Annotated in this window: 17 protein-coding genes; 6 read left to right on the forward strand and 11 right to left on the reverse strand. The window is 73.0% G+C overall.

From position 1 onward, the window contains the following. Nucleotides 1-71 precede the first annotated feature (71 nt). The 6 genes from ACWH4W_RS31440 (at nt 72) to ACWH4W_RS31465 (ending at nt 8,287) form a co-directional block, all read left to right on the forward strand. Nucleotides 72-1,040, forward strand: a complete 969-nt coding sequence (locus tag ACWH4W_RS31440) for a hypothetical protein (protein WP_473079191.1) — start codon at nt 72-74, stop codon at nt 1,038-1,040. Between the two features lie 182 nt (nt 1,041-1,222). Then, nucleotides 1,223-2,335 carry a multiple monosaccharide ABC transporter substrate-binding protein gene (gene chvE / locus ACWH4W_RS31445; RefSeq protein WP_473079192.1) on the forward strand — a complete coding sequence of 371 codons (1,113 nt, stop codon included), beginning with the start codon at nt 1,223-1,225 and terminating at the stop codon, nt 2,333-2,335. Nucleotides 2,336-2,367: 32 nt separating this feature from the next. After that, nucleotides 2,368-3,918, forward strand: a complete 1,551-nt coding sequence (gene mmsA, locus ACWH4W_RS31450; RefSeq protein ID WP_473079193.1) for a multiple monosaccharide ABC transporter ATP-binding protein — start codon at nt 2,368-2,370, stop codon at nt 3,916-3,918. Continuing rightward, nucleotides 3,915-5,159: a multiple monosaccharide ABC transporter permease gene (gene mmsB / locus ACWH4W_RS31455; protein WP_473079194.1), complete on the forward strand. Its 1,245-nt coding sequence runs from the start codon at nt 3,915-3,917 to the stop codon at nt 5,157-5,159. The genes mmsA and mmsB overlap by 4 nt, the downstream gene beginning before the upstream one ends. A 55-nt stretch (nt 5,160-5,214) precedes the next feature. Then, on the forward strand, nt 5,215-6,369 hold the full coding sequence (locus ACWH4W_RS31460) for an aldose epimerase family protein (RefSeq protein WP_473079195.1): 1,155 nt from the start codon (nt 5,215-5,217) through the stop codon (nt 6,367-6,369). A 202-nt stretch (nt 6,370-6,571) separates the two neighbouring features. Beyond that, on the forward strand, nt 6,572-8,287 hold the full coding sequence (locus ACWH4W_RS31465) for a pyridoxal phosphate-dependent aminotransferase (protein WP_473079196.1): 1,716 nt from the start codon (nt 6,572-6,574) through the stop codon (nt 8,285-8,287). Between the two features lie 24 nt (nt 8,288-8,311). Here ACWH4W_RS31465 and ACWH4W_RS31470 read toward each other — a convergent pair whose 3' ends face one another. The 11 genes from ACWH4W_RS31470 to ACWH4W_RS31520 form a co-directional block, all read right to left on the reverse strand. Beyond that, nucleotides 8,312-9,577, reverse strand: coding sequence for a lytic transglycosylase domain-containing protein (locus tag ACWH4W_RS31470; RefSeq protein ID WP_473079197.1), 1,266 nt, complete (start codon nt 9,575-9,577; stop codon nt 8,312-8,314). 212 nt (nt 9,578-9,789) lie between these two features. Then, entirely contained in the window at nt 9,790-10,581 is a 792-nt protein-coding gene (locus tag ACWH4W_RS31475) for a hypothetical protein (RefSeq protein ID WP_473079198.1), read from the reverse strand. A gap of 47 nt (nt 10,582-10,628) precedes the next feature. Then, the gene (locus ACWH4W_RS31480; protein ID WP_473079199.1) at nt 10,629-11,177 is read right to left on the reverse strand and encodes a hypothetical protein; all 549 of its coding nucleotides are present in this window, start codon (nt 11,175-11,177) and stop codon (nt 10,629-10,631) included. Between the two features lie 25 nt (nt 11,178-11,202). Further along, nucleotides 11,203-11,859, reverse strand: coding sequence for a hypothetical protein (locus ACWH4W_RS31485; protein ID WP_473079200.1), 657 nt, complete (start codon nt 11,857-11,859; stop codon nt 11,203-11,205). A 341-nt stretch (nt 11,860-12,200) separates the two neighbouring features. Continuing rightward, nucleotides 12,201-12,716 (reverse strand): hypothetical protein, encoded by a 516-nt coding sequence (locus ACWH4W_RS31490; protein ID WP_473079201.1) that lies wholly within the window; start codon nt 12,714-12,716, stop codon nt 12,201-12,203. Beyond that, a complete protein-coding gene (locus tag ACWH4W_RS31495; protein WP_473079202.1) occupies nt 12,713-14,005 on the reverse strand; it encodes an MCE family protein in 1,293 nt (430 codons plus the stop codon). Before ACWH4W_RS31495 ends, ACWH4W_RS31490 begins: the two co-directional genes overlap by 4 nt. Continuing rightward, nucleotides 14,002-15,327 carry an MCE family protein gene (locus tag ACWH4W_RS31500; protein ID WP_473079203.1) on the reverse strand — a complete coding sequence of 442 codons (1,326 nt, stop codon included), beginning with the start codon at nt 15,325-15,327 and terminating at the stop codon, nt 14,002-14,004. The genes ACWH4W_RS31495 and ACWH4W_RS31500 overlap by 4 nt, the downstream gene beginning before the upstream one ends. Beyond that, a complete protein-coding gene (locus ACWH4W_RS31505; RefSeq protein ID WP_473079204.1) occupies nt 15,324-16,367 on the reverse strand; it encodes an MCE family protein in 1,044 nt (347 codons plus the stop codon). The genes ACWH4W_RS31500 and ACWH4W_RS31505 overlap by 4 nt, the downstream gene beginning before the upstream one ends. Continuing rightward, nucleotides 16,364-17,407, reverse strand: coding sequence for an MCE family protein (locus ACWH4W_RS31510; RefSeq protein WP_473079205.1), 1,044 nt, complete (start codon nt 17,405-17,407; stop codon nt 16,364-16,366). The genes ACWH4W_RS31505 and ACWH4W_RS31510 overlap by 4 nt, the downstream gene beginning before the upstream one ends. Continuing rightward, the gene (locus ACWH4W_RS31515) at nt 17,404-18,477 is read right to left on the reverse strand and encodes an MCE family protein (protein ID WP_473079206.1); all 1,074 of its coding nucleotides are present in this window, start codon (nt 18,475-18,477) and stop codon (nt 17,404-17,406) included. Before ACWH4W_RS31515 ends, ACWH4W_RS31510 begins: the two co-directional genes overlap by 4 nt. Then, nucleotides 18,474-19,739: an MCE family protein gene (locus ACWH4W_RS31520; protein WP_473079207.1), complete on the reverse strand. Its 1,266-nt coding sequence runs from the start codon at nt 19,737-19,739 to the stop codon at nt 18,474-18,476. Before ACWH4W_RS31520 ends, ACWH4W_RS31515 begins: the two co-directional genes overlap by 4 nt.

Raw genomic sequence — 19,739 nt, forward strand, 5'->3', positions numbered from 1 at the left:
GGACCCGGCCGGCCCGTGCCGCGGGCCGCGAACCTCGTCCGACCCGTCGAACGAACACCGAAGGACCTCTTGTGACCGACGCTTCCGCCACAGCGCCCCGCAGACCCGGTGAGCAGGCGCTCACCGCGCTCGGCCTGGGCGCACCCGCCCCCGACCCCGCCGACGCCTCGCCGCACTCCTTCCCCGGCGGCGGCCGCTGGCGCACCGAGATCCCCTCCTGCGAGGGGCCCGAGGCGCTGGCGGTGGTGCTGAAGGAGGCCTCCCGCCTCGACGTGCCGGTGCACCGGATCAGCCAGGGCAGCGGTGTGTGGATGCTGACCGACGCCGAGATCACCGAGATGGTCGAGGCGACCGCCGAACGGGACGTCGAGCTCTGCCTGTTCACCGGCCCGCGCGGCACCTGGGACATCGGCGGCTCCACCCGGACCGACTCGCGGGGCGCCGGGCTGCGCGCCCGCGGCCACGACGCGGTGGCCGGCTGTGTCGAGGACGCGGTGCGCGCCACCGAACTGGGCGTGAAGTGCCTGCTGGTGGCCGACGAGGGCGTGCTGTGGACGCTGCACCGGGCGCGGGCGGCGGGCGTCCTCCCGGCGGACACCACGCTGAAGGTGTCGGCGCTGATCGGGCCGGTCAACCCGGCCTCGTTCGCGGTGCACGAGCGGCTGGGCGCGGACTCGGTCAACGTGCCGAGCGATCTGACGCTCGACCACCTTACCGAGATCCGGCGGGTGTCGGCGGCCCCGATGGACATGTACATCGAGGCGCCCGACGACCTGGGCGGTTATGTGCGGATGTACGAGGTGGCCGAGCTGATCCGGCGCGGCGCCCCGGTGTACCTGAAGTTCGGGCTGGCGAAGGCGCCCGGCATCTATCCGTACGGCCACCACCTGCGGGAGGTCGCGCTCGCCACGGCGAAGGAGCGGGTGCGGCGGGGCCGGCTGGCGCTGGATCTGCTGGCGCGGCACGGCGCCGGCGGCGGGATGGCGCCGCTCGGTTCGCGTCTGCCGGGAAAGCTGCGCCGGTTCGACATCTCGTCATAACGTTCCGGAAACGCAGCTTCACAGAAGCAGACACAGACGCGCACAATCCAACACACCCGTTGTCAGGTCCCAGCGCGTCCGGCCCTTCCGCACCACCTCGTCACCGCTTCGTACACGGCACCACCGACTCGAACCGAGTCGCCCGCCCCGCTCGACTCGCCCGACGATCAAGGAAGATCTCCATGCGTAACCGCAGAGCCGCATTCGCCGCGACGGCCACCGCCGTCACCCTCGCCCTCTCCCTGACCGCCTGCGGCCAGAACAGCGAGGGCGGCAGCCAGGAGGACAAGGGCAGCTCCGAGGGAGCCACCGTCGGCATCGCGATGCCGACCAAGTCCTCCGAGCGCTGGATCGCCGACGGCGACAACGTCGTCGAGAACCTGGAGTCCAAGGGCTACAAGACCAAGCTGGTGTTCGGCGAGGACGAGCCGGACCAGCAGGTCTCCCAGATCGAGAACATGATCACGCAGGGCGTGGACGCCCTGATCGTGGCGGCCATCGACAACAAGTCGCTGAACAACGTGCTCCAGCAGGCCGCCGACGCCGACATCCCGGTCATCTCCTACGACCGCCTCATCCTCGGCACCGAGAACGTCGACTACTACGCCTCCTTCGACAACGAGAAGGTCGGCGAGCTCCAGGGCACCTACATCGCCGAGCAGTTGGGCCTGGCGGACGGCAGCGGGAAGGGGCCGTTCAACATCGAGCTGTTCGCGGGCTCCAACGACGACAACAACACCCGCTACTTCTTCCAGGGCGCGATGAACGTCCTGCAGCCGTACATCGACAAGAAGCAGCTCGTCGTCCGGTCGGGCCAGACGGAGCTGACCCAGGTGACCACGCTGCGCTGGGACGGCGCCACCGCGCAGCGGCGCATGGACGACATCCTCACCAAGTCGTACAAGAGCGCCAAGGTCGACGCGGTGCTCTCCCCGTACGACGGCATCTCCATCGGCATCCTGTCGGCGCTGAAGTCGGACGGCTACGGCACCGCGAGCAAGCCGCTGCCGGTCGTCACCGGCCAGGACGCCGAGGTCGCCTCGGTGAAGTCGATCATCGCCGGCGACCAGTCGATGACCGTCTACAAGGACACCCGCGAACTCGCCAAGGTGGCCGCCGGCATGGTCGACGCGCTGCTCAACGACAAGAAGCCCGAGGTCAACGACACCAAGACGTACGACAACGGCGCGAAGGTGGTGCCGGCGTACCTGCTGGAGCCGGTCGCCGTGGACAAGGCGAACTACCGGGAGACCGTGGTCGACTCCGGCTACATCAAGGAAAGCGACCTCAAGTAACGGCCGGACCACACGGATTGGAAGGCACGACCATGGCGGGACCCGTCCTGGACATGCGCTCGATCGTCAAGACCTTTCCCGGCGTCAAGGCGCTGTCGGACGTCAACCTGACCGTCCGGCAGGGCGAGGTCCACGCCGTCTGCGGGGAGAACGGAGCCGGCAAGTCGACCCTGATGAAGGTGCTCTCCGGCGTCCATCCGCACGGCACCTACGAGGGCGAGATCCTCTTCGAGGGGGAGGTCTGCCGCTTCAAGGACATCCGGGCGAGCGAGCAGCGCGGCATCGTCATCATCCACCAGGAACTGGCGCTGGTGCCGTTCCTCTCCCTCGCGGAGAACATCTTCCTCGGCAACGAACACGCCACCCGCGGGTTCATCGACTGGAACGAGACGCTGAGGCACGCCACCGAGGTGCTGCGCCGGGTGGGGCTCGACGACCACCCGGAGACCCGGGTCGCCGACATCGGCGTCGGCAAGCAGCAGCTCGTGGAGATCGCCAAGGCGCTGTCGAAGAAGGTGCGCCTGCTGATCCTCGACGAGCCGACCGCGGCGCTGAACGACGAGGACAGCGGCAAGCTCCTGGACCTGATCCTGGAACTGAAGAAGCAGGGCATCACCTCGATCATCATCTCGCACAAGCTCAACGAGATCCGCCGGGTCGCCGACTCGGTGACCATCCTGCGCGACGGGCGGACCATCGAGACGCTCGACGTGAAGTCCCCGGAGACCACCGAGGACCGGATCATCAGCGGCATGGTCGGCCGGGACCTGGAGCACCGCTTCCCGGAGCGCACCCCGCACCGGCCGGAGGAGGGCGCGGCGCCCGCCCTGGAGATCCGCGGCTGGACCGTGCACCACCCCATCGACCAGTCCCGCAAGGTGGTCGACGACGTGTCGCTGCACGTGCGGCGCGGGGAGATCGTCGGCATCGCCGGACTGATGGGCGCCGGCCGCACGGAGCTGGCGATGAGCGTCTTCGGGCGCAGCTACGGACGGTACGCGGGCGGCACGGTGCTCAAGGACGGCGAGGAGATCCGGACCCGGACCGTCGCCGAGGCGATCCGGCACGGCATCGCGTACGTCACCGAGGACCGCAAGCACTTCGGGCTCAACCTCATCGACACCATCAACCGGAACATCTCGCTGAGCGCGCTGGACAAGGTCTCCCGGGCCGGTGTGGTCGACGAGCACGAGGAGCGGAAGGTCGCCGAGTCCTTCCGCACCTCCATGAACATCAAGGCGCCGACCGTGTTCGAGCCGGTCAGCAAGCTCTCGGGCGGCAACCAGCAGAAGGTCGTCCTCAGCAAGTGGATCTTCACGGGTCCCGACGTGCTGATCCTGGACGAGCCCACCCGCGGCATCGACGTCGGCGCCAAGTACGAGATCTACACGGTCATCGACCGGCTGGCCGCCGAGGGCCGGGCGGTGGTCTTCATCTCCTCCGAGCTGCCGGAGCTGCTCGGCATGTGCGACCGCGTCTACACCATGGCCGCCGGACGGCTGACCGGGGAGTTCGCACGGTCCGAGGCCTCGCAGGAAGCGCTGATGCGCCAGATGACGAAGGACAAAGAGGTGACGCGATGAGCACGGATGTGACCGCCAGGACGCCGGCCCCGGCGCCGTCCGGCAAGGGCGGCGGGGCCGCGGACGGCGGACTGTGGGGGCTGGTCCTGAACGGCATGCGCCGCAACATGCGGCAGTACGGCATGCTCATCGCCCTGGGCCTGATCGTGACGCTGTTCGCGGTGTGGACCGACGGCGACCTGCTGCTGCCCCGCAACGTCTCCAACCTGGTGCTGCAGAACAGCCACATCCTGATCCTCGCGATCGGCATGATGATGGTGATCATCGCGGGCCACATCGACCTGTCGGTGGGATCGCTGACCGCGTTCGTGGGCGCGCTGGCCGCCGTGCTCATGGTCAAGAACGACATGCCCTGGCCGCTGGCCGTGCTGCTGTGCCTGGCCATCGGCGCGGTCGCCGGCGCCGTACAGGGGTTCTTCATCGCGTACGGCGGGATACCGTCGTTCATCGTCACCCTGGCGGGCATGCTCATCTTCCGCGGTCTGACGGAGATCTTCCTGGAGGGCCAGACCCTCGGCCCGTTCCCGGAGGGCGAGCAGAAGATCGGCATGGGCTTCCTGCCGGAGGTCGGCCCGGAGACCAACTACCACAACCTCACCCTGCTGCTCGGTCTCGTGCTGATCGCGGCCGTGCTGCTCCAGGAGCTCCGTGACCGACGCCGGCAGAAGTCCTTCTCGCTGGACGTGCTGCCGAGGAACCTGTTCCTGCTGAAGCTGGTCGCGGTCACCGCCGCGATCCTCACGGTCACCCTGCTGCTCGCCAGCTACAAGGGCGCCCCGATCGTGCTGCTGATCCTGGGCGTGCTGGTGGTCGGTTACAGCTACGTGATGCGCAACTCCGTCTTCGGCCGCCACATCTACGCCATCGGCGGCAACCTGCCGGCGGCCAAGCTGTCCGGCGTGAAGGACAAGAAGGTCACCTTCTCCGTCTTCCTGAACATGGGCATGCTCGCGGCCCTGGCCGGTCTGGTGGTCGCCGCCCGGCTGAACGCGGCCTCGCCGAAGGCGGGCCTGAACTTCGAACTCGAGGCCATCGCCTCGGCGTTCATCGGCGGGGCCTCCATGAGCGGCGGTGTCGGCACCGTCCTCGGCGCCATCATCGGCGGTCTCGTCCTCGGCGTGCTGAACAACGGCATGAACCTCCTCAGCGTCGGCACCGACTGGCAGCAGGTCATCAAGGGCCTCGCCCTGCTGGCCGCGGTCGGCTTCGACGTGTGGAACAAGCGCAAGGTCGGTTCGTAAGTCAGCCCGGGCCCCGCCGCGCGGCGGGGCCCCTTCCCATCAGGGAGCGGCACGGATGGAACTGAACAGACGCACGGTCATCGCGGGAGCCACCGCGGCCACGGTGGCCGCCACCACCCTGGGCGGGACGGCGCACGCCGCGTCCGGGGGCCGGGGGAAGCCGGCCCGGGAACCCTTCGGCAGGCTCGCCGACGGCACCCGGGTGGACCGCTGGACGCTGGAGAACGGCGGCACCCGCATGAAGGTCCTCTCCTACGGCGGCATCGTCCAGTCGCTGGAGATCCCCGACCGGCGCGGCCGGCGCGCCAACGTCTCCCTCGGCCTCGCCACCCTGGAGGAGTACGTCGCCTCCAGCCCGTACTTCGGCGCCCTGATCGGCCGTTACGGCAACCGCGTCGACAAGGGCGCCTTCACCCTCGACGGCACCCGGTACCAGCTCTCCGTCAACGACGGCGACCACAGCCTGCACGGCGGCGCGCAGGGCTTCGACAAGCGGGTGTGGGACGTCGAGCCGTTCACCCGCGGCTCCGACGTCGGTCTGCGCCTGTACTACACGGCCGTCGACGGGGAGATGGGCTACCCGGGCACCCTGCGCACCAAGGTGACGTACACCCTCACCCGGCACGGCGACTGGCGCGTCGACTACGAGGCGGTCACCGACCGGCCCACGGTCGTCAACCTCACCAGCCACGTCTACTGGAACCTGGCCGGCGAGGGCAGCGGCAGCGTCCTGGACCACGAGCTGTCGATCGCCGCCTCCCGCTACACCCCGGTCGACGCGGGACTGATCCCCACGGGCGAACTGGCCGGGGTCGCCGGCACCCCGTTCGACTTCCGGCGGGCCAAGCCGGTCGGCCGGGACATCCGCACCGCCCACCGGCAACTGCTCCACGGGCAGGGCTTCGACCACAACTGGGTGCTGGACAAGGGCGTCACCGCCCGCCCGGGGCACGCGGCGACCCTGCGCGACCCGTCCTCCGGCCGCACCCTGCGCATCGCGACGAACGAGCCGGGCCTGCAGTTCTACTCCGGCAACTTCCTCGACGGCACCCTCACCGGCAGCGGCGGCCGGGTGTACCGGCAGGGCGACGGACTGTGCCTGGAGACCCAGCACTTCCCGGACTCCCCCAACCGGCCGGCGTTCCCCTCGACCGTGCTGCGGCCGGGTGAGACGTACCGGACGACGACGGTGCACACCTTCGGTACGTGAGCCGCCGTCCGGTGTGAACACGTCGGTGCGAGGACTTCGGTGTGAGCACGGTCACGGGCCGTCCTCACCTTTTCCTCACACCTGCTGAACGGCCCCCGGACCGGATCCGTAGTTCTGGGTGGCCCGTGCTCCCCCGCGCGGGCCACCCAGGCATGACGGGCCCGTCACGTCCCCGGCGGGCCCGCCGCACACGGAGGTTCCCTTGGCCGGCAACGTCACCTCGTTGTTCCGCAGCACCGCGGCGCACAGCCCGTCGATGGCGGCGCTGACGCGGGAGAGCGACGGGGCCGGCCCGGTGGACTTCTGCATTCCGTGCAACCCGTACTTCCCCACCCCCGCCATGTTCGAGGAGATGGCGGCCCGGCTGCGCGACATCATCACGTACTACCCGAGCAGCGCGGACACCATCACCGCCGAGCTGTGCGGTCTGCTGCGGCTGCCGCCGCAGTGCGTGGCGATGGGCAACGGCTCGACCGAGCTGATCACCTGGATCGACCATCTGCTGGTGCGCGAGTCGCTCGCCGTGCCGGTGCCGACCTTCGGCCGCTGGACCGACCAGCCGATGGAGACCGGCAAGCGGGTCGACATGTTCCCGCTCCAGGAGTCCAGCGGCTTCGCCCTGGACCTCGCGCGGTACGCCGACTTCATCCGCGCCCGCGGCACCCGGGTCGCCGTGATCTGCAACCCCAACAACCCCGACGGCGGCTTCCTGCACAGGCACGCGGTCGTGCAGTTCATGGACGCCATGGCCGACCTGGACCTGGTGGTGATCGACGAGTCCTTCCTGGAGTTCGCCGACGCCGAGAACGAGCCGAGCGTGGTGCAGGAGGCGATGCTGCGCCCCAACGTCATCGTGCTGCGCAGCCTCGGCAAGAACTTCGGCCTGCACGGCATCCGCTTCGGCTACCTGGTCGCCAACCCCGCCCTGGCGGGCCGGGTGCGTTCGATGCTGCCCAAGTGGAACCTCAACTCCTTCGCCGAGCACGTGGTGTTCATGCTGAAGGAGCACGGCGCCGAGTACGCGCAGAGCCTGCACCAGGTGCGCCGCGACCGGAGGGACATGTCCGGCCGGCTCTCCTCGCTGCCCGGCCTCACGGTCTACCCCTCCCAGGGCAACTTCCTCTTCGTGCGGCTGCCCGTGGGCGCCGAGGGGACCGTCGTCCGCGACAGACTGCTCACCGAGCACCGCGTCCTGGTGCGCGAGTGCGGCAACAAGATCGGCTCGTCCAGCCGCTTCCTGCGTCTCGTGGTGCGCCCCCAGGTCGACGTGCGCCGCCTGGTGACCGGCCTGGAACAGGTGCTCCACGGGACGTCCGGGAGGGGAGCCGCCGCGCCCGGGCAGGCCACGGGGACCGGCTACAGCTCGGGCACGGCGGCGGTGGACCGCCTGGTGAGCGAGACCAACGGGGCCGGAACGCGCGGCCTCGCACAGGCCGCCGGCGCCCCGGGGCTCGCCGCCGCTCCGGCCGCCGGCGCCGGCATGCCGCTCCCCGCCGCCGCGTCCGCCCCCGCGGCGGGCGCGGGCGGCGGGATGCCGGCGCCGGCCGCGGCGGGACTGCCCCGGCCGGAACCCCTGCCCGTGTCTCAGCCCGCGCAGCAGCCTGTGCCGCAGCAGTTCCCGCAGCCGGCGCCGCTCCCGGAACCGGCCGCGCAGCCCGCCCCGGCCGCCGCCCCGCCCCTCGTCCCCGCGGCCGCGTTCCCGCCGCCCGCACCCGCGCCGGTGTCTACGCCCGCGCCTGCGCCGATGCCGGCGCCCGCCCCGATGCCCACCGGCCCCACCCCGCCCGGCGTGCCGGCGCGCGGCGGGCTGACGGCGGCCCAGGTGCGCGGCACCGACGGGCTGTCCATGGCCCCGGCGACGGGCCGGCCGGGGGCGCGGAGCCGGCCTGACGCGGCGGGGATGGGGCAGGCGGGCTGAGCCGCCGGCCGGCGGCTGTCTCCCCTACTGCCCGGACGAGGTCTCCGTCGGGGTCGGGCAGGGTGTGTCGGAGGCGGACGGGGAGGCCGTGGGCTCGGCGCTGGGGCCGGGGTCGGCCGGCTCCGGGGAACAGGGGTCCGGGGTGGTCGGGTCCGGTGAGGGCTCGGCCGTCTCGGTCGGGGACTCGACGGGCGGCTCCGAGGGCTCCTGACCGGTCGGAGGATCTGTCGGGGTGCCGGTCGGGGACGTGCTGGGACCGGGTGGCGACGCGGGCGCCGAGGCGTCCGGTGAGGAGGGGGAGGACGGGGAGGGGCGCGGGGACGGTCCGGGACCGCCCGAGGGGCTGGGCTGCGGCCCTATGACGACGCCCCCGCCACCACCCCGGCGCCCGCTCTCGCCGCCGACCGGCTCGGTCGCCGGGGTGTCGCTGCCCGCGCCGGGACTGCGGGGGACGACGCCCTTGCCGTCGGGCACGGCGTGGACCCCGTGGCTGTAGAACGCCAGCCAGTATCTGACCAGGCGCAGGTAGGCACGGGAGCGGTTGTAGCTCAGGACCGCCCGGTCCAGGTCCGCCGGGCGGCTCAGGTCCCGGTCGCCGGCGCACAGGTAGTGGCCGGCCGCCAGCGCCGCGTCGAAGATGTTGTTCGGGTCGGCGCGTCCGTCGCCGTTGCCGTCCGTGCCCCAGCTCGCCCAGGTGGACGGCAGGAACTGCATCGGGCCCACCGCCCGGTCGTAGACGGTGTCGCCGTCGTGGGCGCCGCCGTCCGTGTCCCGGATCAGCGCGAAACCGCGTCCGTCGAGGGCCGGCCCGGTGATGCGGCCGAGCGTCGTGCCGTTCCGGTCGACCGCGCCGCCGCGCGCCTGACCGGACTCGACCTTGCCGATGGCGGCCAGCAGCTCCCAGGACAGCCGGCAGCCGGGGTCCGTCCTGGCGACCGAGGTCTCGGCGGCACGGTAGGCGCGCAGCACGGTGGCCGGGACGCCCGACTGGGCGCGGACCTCCCGGTGGAGCACCGGTGAGGCCGGGGCCGCCCGCACGGTGCGGAGCGGCGGGAGTTCGGTGTGGTACGAGCCGTCACCCGGCGGCGCGAGTTCGGCGAACGGATCGCCCGCGGCCTGCGGCGCCCCGCCGTCGCCCGCCGGTTCGGCCCGGGCCTCCGCGACGTCCCCGACGAGGCCGGGTCCCTGGGAAGCGGTCAGGGCCGTCATGGCCGCCACGGCGAGCACGGTCGTGCGCAGTCCCCTGCGGGCCCGGCCGGAGTACCGGCGTCGGGATCGGCGTACGGACATGGGCGTCACTCCTGTCGGATCCGTCGGAGGGGCGGGTGGTGCGGGGGCACGGAGGTGCGGGTGGTGCGGTGATGCGAGGGGGCGGTGTGCCGGTGGTGCGGGAGGTGCGAGGGGCGGAGGCGGGGTGGCGCCGGAGGCGCGGAAGGCCCCGGGGGGCCGGTGGAGGGGCGGTCCCCCGGGTGTGCGGTGCCGGTGGGACGGTCGGGCGTCGGTCATCCGCGGCCGAAGGTGTCGAGGCCGGAGACGAGCCAGCGTCCGTCGCGGTGCACGGTGTCCACGGCGAGCATGGCGGCCGCGTACACGCCGTCGTCCCGCGCCGCCCCCTTCCCGTCCGTCTGCTCGCCGGAGGTGGCGACGCTGCTCTGGTCGGCGTAGACGAGGACCCGGGCCCGGTCGCCGTCGATCCGTTCGACCGCGGTCTCGGTGACCGCCGTGGTGATCACCGCCTTCTGCGCGTCGGCCCGCTTCCGGACGTCGGCGAGCAGGTCCCGGTGCTGGGCGACGGCCTTGCCCGTGAGGAGGTCCTTCGCGGCCTTGTCGAAGGCTCCGGGATCGGCGTGGTCGTAGGAGAACAGCCGGTCGACGGCCTCGGCCACCTGCCCCTTGATCTCGCTGGTGCGGGCGAGGTCGGTCAACGCCGTGTTGCTCCGCGCGGGCTCGGCGCGGAGCGCCTCGGCCTCCGCGCGGGCGTAGCCCGCGAAGGCGCCGAGGAGCAGCGTCAGCGCGCACAGCGCCGCCAGCCCCAGAGGACGGCGCGGCCGGGACCGGACGGCCCCGCCCTCCTCGTCCGCGGCCGGTGCGGGCCCCCGCCGGGAGGACGGCGTCCGCACGGCGGTACGGACGGCCGCACCGCGCGTGCCGGCGCGGTCCTCCGTGCCCTCCGCGCCCTCCGCGCCCTCCGTGCCCCCCGGGCGGGGGGCGGCGGCTGCCGCGGTCGCGGCGGGGCGGGCGACGCGGGCCTGACGGCGTCGCTGGCGGTTGATGTGGTGACGGGTCGTCGACATGGTGGGGTGTCCTCCTCGCTGCGGCCGGCTCGTGCGGTACGGACCGGTCAGCCGGCCGGTGCGCCGCCGACGGGCGCCTGGCCCAGGGCGCTCAGCTTCCACCGGCCGTCGGTCCGGGTGAGTTCGCCGAGCATGCGGCTGTCCTTGTCGGTGCGCGTCCCGTCGGCCGCCTCGACGGTGACGCGCAGGGCGACCAGCACCCGGGCGCGGCCGGCGCGGTCGTCGAGTTCGGTGACGGCGCCGGACAGCACCCGGGCCGTGCTGACGGTCTTCGCCTCCTTCACCTGTTCGGCGAAGTCGGCCCGGCCGGCGTCGAGCTGCTCGTGCAGTTCCCCGGTCGTCGACGCCTCCCAGAGGTCGAGTCCCTGGTCCAGGGCACGGTGGTCGAGCGTGTTGAGGTTCTGCACGGCCTGCTCCCCCGCGGCGAGCGCCTCGTCCCGCTGCACGGCGTAGGCGGCCCGGTCGTCGTGGGCCGCCCGGTACCAGTCCTGGCCCGCCCACGCGGCGAAACCGCCGGCGACGAGGACGAGGGCGAGCGCCGGCGCGTACGGCGTCCGGAGGCGGCTCACGGCGAGGCGGCGGGCCGGTCGTTCCATGGGGTGCTCCCGTCTTTCGCGCATGTCAGCGGGCCTTGATGTCGACGATCCGCCACCGGTCGTCCTCGAGTCGTGCCGTGACCGTGAGCTGCGCCGCCGCGGTGGTGGCCGCGTCCTCGCCCCTGCGGGAGGTCTGGTCGAGGAAGACCAGCAGGCGGGCCCGGTCGCCGTCGAGTTCCACCACACCGGTGCGGACGGCGCGGGTGCTCAGGGTGACGCGCTGCGCGGTGAGGTCCTGGCGGACGCGGCCGAAGAGGGTCGCGTACTGGCGGGCGGCCCGCCCGTCGAGGACGGTGCGTGCGGAGCGCTCGGCGGCGGCGGTGCCGTCGGGCGTGTAGGAGAAGATCCGGGCGAGGGCGTTGCCGACGTCGCCCGCGACCCGGCTGGTGGCCTCGGTGTCGGTGAGCGCCCGGTTCCGGGCGGACTCGGCCGACCGCAGCTGGTGGGCCGCGTGGAGGAGGACACCGCCGCCGACGACCAGGGCCGCGGCGACGCCCGCGGCGACGGCCCGCCGCAGCCGCGGACCCGGCCGACGGCCGCTCCCCGGACGGGGGTCCGCCGGGCGGCGGTTCCCCGGGCGGTGGGCGAGGCCGTCGCCGGGCTCGCCCTCGGACGCCCCCTCGCTGGACCCGCCACCGGACACGCCCTCGGACGACCCCTCGCGGAACCCGTCACGGGGCACACCCCCGGAAGGCCTCCCGCCGGACTCGCCACCAGGCACGCCCCCGGCCAAGTCCCCGACGGACCGCTCCCCGGAGGCGTCCGCCCCGGACGACCGCTCCCCGGAGGTGTCCCCCCCGACCGACGCATCCGCCGGCACGTCACCGCGACGCCCCTCCCCCGGGCCTGCTGTCCCCCTGCCCCCGCTGCCGGGGTCCTCCCCCTCCATGCCTTCCCCCGGGCCTCCGTCCGCGACGACGGCTTCCCCGGGGCGCGCGCCCGCGGAGTCCGTGCGCGCGTGCCCCTCCGGTCCCGTACCGGGCTCTCGTGCAGCCGTTCCGCGGGCCGCCGGCCACGTCCGTGTCATCGGTCCCTGTCCTCCCTCTCCCCCTCGACCGGTACGGCGCTCAGCGCCTTCACCTTCCACACGTCCTCGCCCGTGCGGGCCAGGACCGCCTCCAGGCGCTTGCGGTCGACGGCCGGTTTCCTCGTCCCGGCCGGTGTGACCTCGACGCGGACGGTGGCGATGAGCTTCGCCGTGCCGGAGCGGGTGTCGAGCGCGGTGAGGGCGGCCTCGGTGACCGTGCCGCGCGCCGAGGCCCCGGTCCGGGCCCCGGTGGTGCCGAGTTCCTCGCGCAGCGGGCCGGTGGAGACGTCGCGCCAGTCCCGGACGCCGCGCTCCGCGCGCTGCCGCGTGGAGGCGTCGATCGTGGTGAGCACGGCGAGGGCCCGGCGTCCGTCGGCGAGCGCCGCGTCCCGTTCCCTGCCGTACGCGAGGCCGTCGTCGGTGCGTGCCTGGGTGTACGTCCACGCGCCGGTGCCGCAGAAGCCGAGGGCCAGCGCGAGCCCCGTCCCGGCGAGGACCCGGCCCCGCCTCATCGGGCGTCTCCGACGGCCGGGCTGAGGACGCCCGTCAGGTCGCGCGGCGCCTCGCCGCTCTGCCCGGGCAGGGCGAGCGCGCCGGGCAGCACCGCACCGCCGTGCTGCGCCGCACCACCGTGCCGTGCCGCGCCGCTGCCGGAGGGCAGGGAGCCGGGGCGGGCCGGTTCGGGCACCGCGCCGCCCTTCGGGGCGTTCGCCGCGCCGCGCACGTTCTTCCCCGTCGACGCCGGGGCGGTGCAGGCCGCGCCGGTGTTCAGGGGCGGTGCGGTGCCGAGGTCGAGGCCGTTGCGGTAGCGCGTGGCGCCGTATCCGGCCGTGCAGGGCAGGGGGTCGAAGAAGGTGACGGCCATGCCGAGGTTCAGCTTCCCTCCGTCGACGGCGGTGGCTCCGGCGGAGACGGCCGCCGGGTACGTCACGAGCAGCTCCTCGATGCCCCGCTGCCGGGTGACGGCGACCTCGGCGGTGGTGAGCAGGTTGGCGAGCACGACGCCGAGGCTCGGGTCGAGGTCCCGCAGCACGCCGCTGACCTGGGTGGCGGCCTCGGGGGTGACCGCGAGGAGGCGGCGCAGGTCGGCGTCGGACCCCTTGAGGGCACGGGCCAGTTCCTCCGCCCCGCGGGCGAAGCCGCGGATCGCCTCGCCCTCCTGGGCCTGGGTGCGCAGGACGGTCTCGCCGTCGGTGATGAGCAGGGCGGTGGACGGCAGGGCGCGGTCGGCGGCCCTGACGAAGTCGCTGCCGCTGTCGAGCAGCACCTGGAGGTCGTCGCCGTGTCCTTCGAAGGCCTCGCCCAGTTCGTCGACGACCGTGCGCAGATCGTCCTGCGGAACCGACCGCACCAGGTCGTCGACGCTCGCGAGGACGTCGGTGACGGGGGCGGGCACCTGGGTCTCGGTCCGGTCGATGCGGGTGCCGTCCGTCAGGTAGGGGGAGCCGTCGCTCTCCGGCCGCAGGTCGATGTACTGCTCGCCCACGGCGGAGAGCGCGGCGACCACGGCCTTGGTGTCGGCGGGGATGCGGGGTGCGGACTTCTTGATCCGCAGCTCGGCGACGACCCCGTCGTCGGTCAGCCGGATGGGGCCGACGCGGCCCACCGAGACGCCTCGGTACGTGACGTCCGCGTGAGTGAACAGGCCGCCCGTGCGCGGCAGTTGCACGTCGACGGTGTAGTGGTCGGCGACGCCGACGTACCGGCCGAGGTCGGCGTAGCGGATGCCGAGGTAGGACAGGGCGAGGACGGCGATGAGGAGGAAGGCGAGGTTCTTCAGCCGTACGGCGAGGGTGATCACGAGCCGTCACCCGCCTCCGGAGACGCCGGTGCGGTGTCCGCGCCGGCGGTGGGCGCGGACACGGAGGGCAGGGGCAGCGGGGAGGAACCCCGCGACGGCGACGGGGAGGGGGCGGGGGTGGACGGGGCCCCCGGGTCGGTCGCCCCGTGGCCGCCCTTGCCGGGGGAGCGTCCCGCACCGGCCGTGCCCGCCCCGCCGCGCGCCTCGGGGGTGGGGCCCGTGGAGGCGAGCGGGTCGTCGATCGGCGGGATCACCTCGGCTCCGGGCACGGCGACCATGCCCAGATACGCGTTGAGGTAGTCGCCCTTCACCCCGTTCAGCACCTCGTCGGTGAAGGGGTAGGTCACCAGCACCTGGAGCGCGTCGGGCAGGTCCGCGCCGGCGTCGGCGAGCTCCTTCAGCGTCGGCGCGAGGGCCTTGAGGTCGGCGATCATGTCGTCCTTGCTCGCGTCGATGGTGGACACGGCGACGCCGGAGAGCGTGTCGAGGGAGCGCAGCATGGTCAGCAGTGAGCCGCGCTGCCTCTCCAGCGTCTTCAGGCCGGGCGAGAGGCCGGTGAGGACGGTCCCGACGTCGTCCTTGCGGTGGGCGAGGGTGGAGGAGAGCCGGTTGACGGCGTCGAGCGCGTCGGTGATGTCCCCCCGGTGGTCGTCGAGTTCGGTCACCAGGGTGTTCACCCGCCGGAGCATGGAGCGGACCTCGGGTTCCCGGCCGCCGAGCGCCGCGTTGAGTTCCCGCGTGATGGTCCTGAGCTGGTTGACGCCGCCGCCGTTCAGCAGCAGGGACAGCGCGCCGAACACCTCCTCCACCTCGGTGTTGCGGCTGGTGCGGGACAGCGGGATGACGCTCCCGTCGGACAGCCTGCCGCTCCCGCCGCCGGGCGGGGGAGCGAGCTGGACGTACTTCTCGCCCAGCAGGCTGGACTGTCCCAGGCGCGCGGTCGCGTCGGCGGGCAGCCGTACGTCGCCGTTGATCTCCATGGAGACGCGGGCCGCCCAGTCGTCGCCGAGCTCGATGCCGGTGATCCGGCCGACCGCGACGTCGTTGACCCGTACCGCGGAGTGCGGGACGAGACTCAGCACGTCGCCGAGTTCGGCGGTGACGGTGTACGGGTGGTCGCCGAGGTCGGCGCCGCCGGGCAGCGGCAGGTCCTCGATGGCGTCGAAGCCGCGGGGCGCGGCGGCGACGCCGCCGACGGCGAGGGTGAAGCCGAGGCCGAGGGCGATCAGTCCGCCCACGGTGAGGCCGGCGGCCCTGCCGGTGGTGAACGCGCCGCGTCCGAGCCGCGAGGCGGCCCGTCGGCCGTGTGTGCCGCGCTTCATCTCGTCCCCTTCCCCCCGGTCGAGGGCCCGTCGCCGCTCGTGGCGGAGGCGTCGGCGACGGGCAGTGGCAGCAGGGGGCCTCCCATGCTGATCTCGTTGAGGTTCGCCCGGCCGTCGAGGGTGCGGGTGTCGGGGTTGTAGGCGTTCACGACGTTGCCGGCGGCCAGCGGCGCCACGTCCAGCGCCTCGGCCAGCGAGGCCCGTTGCTCGACCAGGGTGCGGGTGATCGGGACGAGCCGGTCGACGTTCTCCTTCAGCTCGCCCCGGTTGTCCTCGACGAAGGTCTTCACCTGGCCGAGGGCCTTGCCGAGTTCCTCGAGCGCGCCGGTGAGGTCGTCCTTGTTGTCGGCGAAGAAGACGACGACCTCGTCGAGGCGTTCCTGCGCGGTGCGCACGTCGCTGTCCTTGTCCTTCAGCATGGTGGTGAACGTCTGGAGGCTGCGGAGCGTCCGGAACAGGTCGCCGCTGCTCCCGTCCAGGGTCCTGGCCGCCTTGCCGAACTCCTCGACGCCGTCGCCGATGGCCTCGCCGTTGCCCTCCAGGTTGGCGGCGCCGGTCCGCAGCAGGTCGGACAGGGCGCCGTCGGCGTTGGCGCCGTCCGGACCGAGGGTGTCGGCGAGTTCGGTGATCGAGTCGTAGATCTGGTCGATCTCGACGGGGACGCGGTTGCGCGAGGCGGGCAGCACGGCGCCGTCGGCGAGGGCGGGACCGCTGCTGTGGGCGGGGGTGAGCTGCACGTAACGGTCGGCGACGATGCTGGGTGCGACGACGACGGCCCGCGCGTTCTCGGGGACCTTCACCCCCTCGTCGAGGCGGAGGTCCACCCGGACGGTGGTGCCCTGCGGTCGCACCGACTCCACCTCGCCGACCCGTACGCCGAGGATGCGCAGGTCGGAGCCGGCGTGGACGCCGACGACGCGGTCGAAGTAGGCGGTGATGCGGACACCGTCGGGGGCGAGGGCCGAGGCGGCGGCCAGTCCGCCGGCGGCGAGCACCACCAGGGCGAGCAGGCCGGTGAGGATCTTTCTGCGTCGGCTCATCGTTCACCACTCCCCCGGGCCGCCGCCGGCTGTTTCGGCGGCAGGCATCCGGTCTCGGGCAGGGAGGTCTCCGGCAGGTAGTCGCGGGGCACGACGCCGCACAGGTAGCTGTCGAACCAGCGGCCGTTGCCCAGGGTGTTGCCGACCAGGCGGTAGTAGGGACCGACCAGGGCGAGCGTCCTGCCGAGCTGGTCGTTGTTCTTCTCCAGGACGCCGGTCACCCGGCCGAGGGCCTTGAGGGTGGGGCCGAGCTGCTTCTCGTTGTCCTCGACCAGTCCGCCGAGTTCGGTTCCGAGGTCGCGGCTGCCCTTGAGCAGGGCGCTGATGGCGGCGCGCCGCTTCCTGAGTTCGCCGAGCAGGGAGCCGCCGTCCTCGATGAGGGTCTCGAAGCTGGACTTGTGGTTCTCCAGCGTCTTGCTGAACCGGGCGCTGCCCTTGAGGAGCCTGGAGAGTTCCGCGTCGCGCTTGGAGACCGAGCGGGACAGGTCGGACAGGCCGGTGGCGGCCTTGCTCACGTGGGGGGGCGAGTCCTCGAAGGTGTCGGAGATGGTCTCGAAGCTCTCCGCGAGCCGGCGGGTGTCGATGGCGTCGACGGTGCTGCTGAGGTCCTGGAAGGCCTGGGTGACGTCGTAGGGGGAGGTGGTGCGGGACGCCGGGATGCGGCTGTCGGGGTCCTGCGGGCGGGAGCCGAGGGGGTCGACGGCCAGGTACTTGTCGCCGAGGACGGTCTTGACGGCGATGGCGGCGGTGGTGCGGTCGCCGATCCAGGCGTCGTCGACCGTGAAGGAGACCTTCACCTTGGCGCCGTCCAGTGCGACGCCGGTGACCTGGCCGACCTTGACGCCGGCGATGCGCACCTCGTCGCCCTCGTCGAGGCCCGCCGCCTCGGAGAAGTCGGCGCTGTAGGCGGTGCCGCCGGTGAACGGCAGCCGGTCCGCGCCGTAGGCGAGGCCGCCGAGCAGGGTGAGGGCGAGCAGGCCGGCGATGCCGACGGCGACGGGGTCGCGGTCCTTGACCGGCTTCATGAGCGGGCGTCTCATCCGCGGCACCTCGGTTCGGTGATCGCGATGCCGGTCGGCGGCTCGGAACCGTCGGACATGGTCACTCCGCTCACTCGCGCCTCGCAGAGGTAGAGGTTGAACCACGATCCGTAGGAGGACAGCCGGGCCAGGGCGGTCATCTTGGCGGGGGTCCGCTCGAGGAACTGCTCGATCTGCGGGGTGTGCTCGCCGAGGTTCCGGGAGAGCCGGCCCAGTTCGCGGATGTCCCGCTTCAGGGGCGCGCGCCCGTCGTCGAGGAGGTCGGCGGTCACGGTGGTCAGGTCGCCCATGGCCGCGACGGCCCTGCCGAGGGGCTCGCGGTCCTCGTCGAAGCCGGAGACGAGTGCGCGCAGGGTGACGACGAGGTCGTCGAAGCTGTCCTCGCGGTCGTTGAGGGTGTCCAGGACGGTGGTGAGGTTCTCGACGACCGCGCCGATCACCTTGTCCTTGGCGGCGACGGTGGTGCTGAGCGAGCCGATGCGGCGGATCAGGCTGTCGACGGTGGCGCCCTCGCCCTGGAGGACCTGCACGATCGATCCGGCGAGTTCGTTGACGTCCTTCGGGGAGAGCCCTTCGAACAGGGGCTTGAAGCCGTTGAAGAGGAGGGTCAGGTCGAGCGCGGGAGTGGTGCGGTCCAGCGGTACGGTGGCGCCCTCCTCCAGGGTGCCGCCGAGGTCGCCGCTGCCGCGGCCGAGCGACACGTAGCGCTGGCCCACCATGTTGAGGTACTTCACCGCGGCGGTGGTCGAGCGGGGCAGCCGGCGGTCCTCGCGGACGGTGAAGGTGACCTGCGCGAGGCGCCGTTGCACGACGCGTACGTCGGTCACCTCGCCGACCGCCACACCGGAGATGCGGACGCTGTCCCCGTCCCGGAGCCCGGTGACGTCGGTGAAGAGGGCCTTGTAGGTACGGCCGCCGCTGCCGCCGATGTCGGCGCCGGAGCCGGAGCCGGCGACGCCGAGGCCGAGCACGGTGGTGGCGAGGGCGGTGACCACCACGAAGACGAGGGACTTCAGCAGCGGTCCGGTCAGCGGGCGGCGCCGGGTGTGCGCGGTGTCGACACCGGTCATCCGAGGGTCACCTCCGTACCGCGGTAGACGGGGCCGGCGAGGAGACTGCTCCAGTCGGGCAGGTCGCCCGGGGCCGCGCCGGCGGCGGGGGCCAGCAGTTCGTTGACGAGGTCGTTCTCCGCCGGGGAGTTGACGGGCCCGAGGTCCTCGGCGGCCGCGGCGGAGGCGGACGGCGCGGTGGGCCGGGGCAGCGGGCCGACGTAGGGCACGGAGGGGCAGCGCGGGCCGCCGCCGGAGTCGTACACCGGGGTGTCCCGGCCGGGGCGGTAGGCGCCGCGCGCGGCGACGGCGGTGACGTCGACGTGGATCCCGGGCCGGTCGGTGCCCTTGCCGAGCGCCTGGTCCATGGCCGGGACGAACTCGGCGAGGGTGCGCAGGGTGCACGGGAAGGAGGAGGAGTATTCGGCGAGCAGTTCCAGGGTCGGCCGGCCGGTGGCGGCGAGGCGGATGAGGTTGTCCCGGTTCTCGCGCAGGAAGGCCGTCACGTCCTCGGCCGTCCGGGTCGTGGTGCCGAGGGTGGAGGCGAGTTCGGCCTCCTTCTCGGCGAGGGTGCCGCTGGTGGTGGTGAAGTCGGTGAGCGCCGTGATGACGTCGGGTGCGGCGTCCGCGTAGACATGGCTGACCTTCACGAGTTCCCTGAGGTCGCGGTTGAGGGCGGGCAGGTGCGGGTTGAACTCCTCCAGGTGCCGTTCCAGCAGGCTCAGCGTCCGGCCGAGCCGTTCCCCGCGTCCTTCCAGGGCCTGCGAGACGGCCGACAGGGTCGCGGCGAGCTTCTGCGGCTGGACCGCGGTGAGCATCGGCAGGACGTCGTCGAGCACCTGCTGGAGTTCGACGGCGTTCTCGGAGCGGTCCTGGGGGATGACGGCTCCGGCGGCCAGCGGCTCGGGCGAGGGGTCCTCGGGCGGCACCAGGGCCACGAACCGCTCGCCGAACAGCGTGGTCGGCAGCATCTGGGCGCGGACGTCGGAGGGGACGGCGTCCAGCGTGCCGGGCTTCATGGCGAGGGTGAGGCGGGCCCCGTCGCCGGTGGCGTCGATGGCGCGGACCTCACCGACGACGACACCGCGCAGTTTCACCTCGGCGCCCGGGTGCATCTGGTTCCCGACGCTGTCGGTCTCGACCACGACCGGGTCGGACGCGGTGAACTTCTTGTCGTAGACGGCGACGGCCAGCCAGATCAGCAGGGCGGGCACCAGGATGAACACCACCCCGGCGAGCCGGCGGCGCAGCGTCCGTCCTCGGGGTTCCCAGGGTTCGTTCAT

Source organism: Streptomyces sp. DSM 120436, assembly GCF_055778765.1.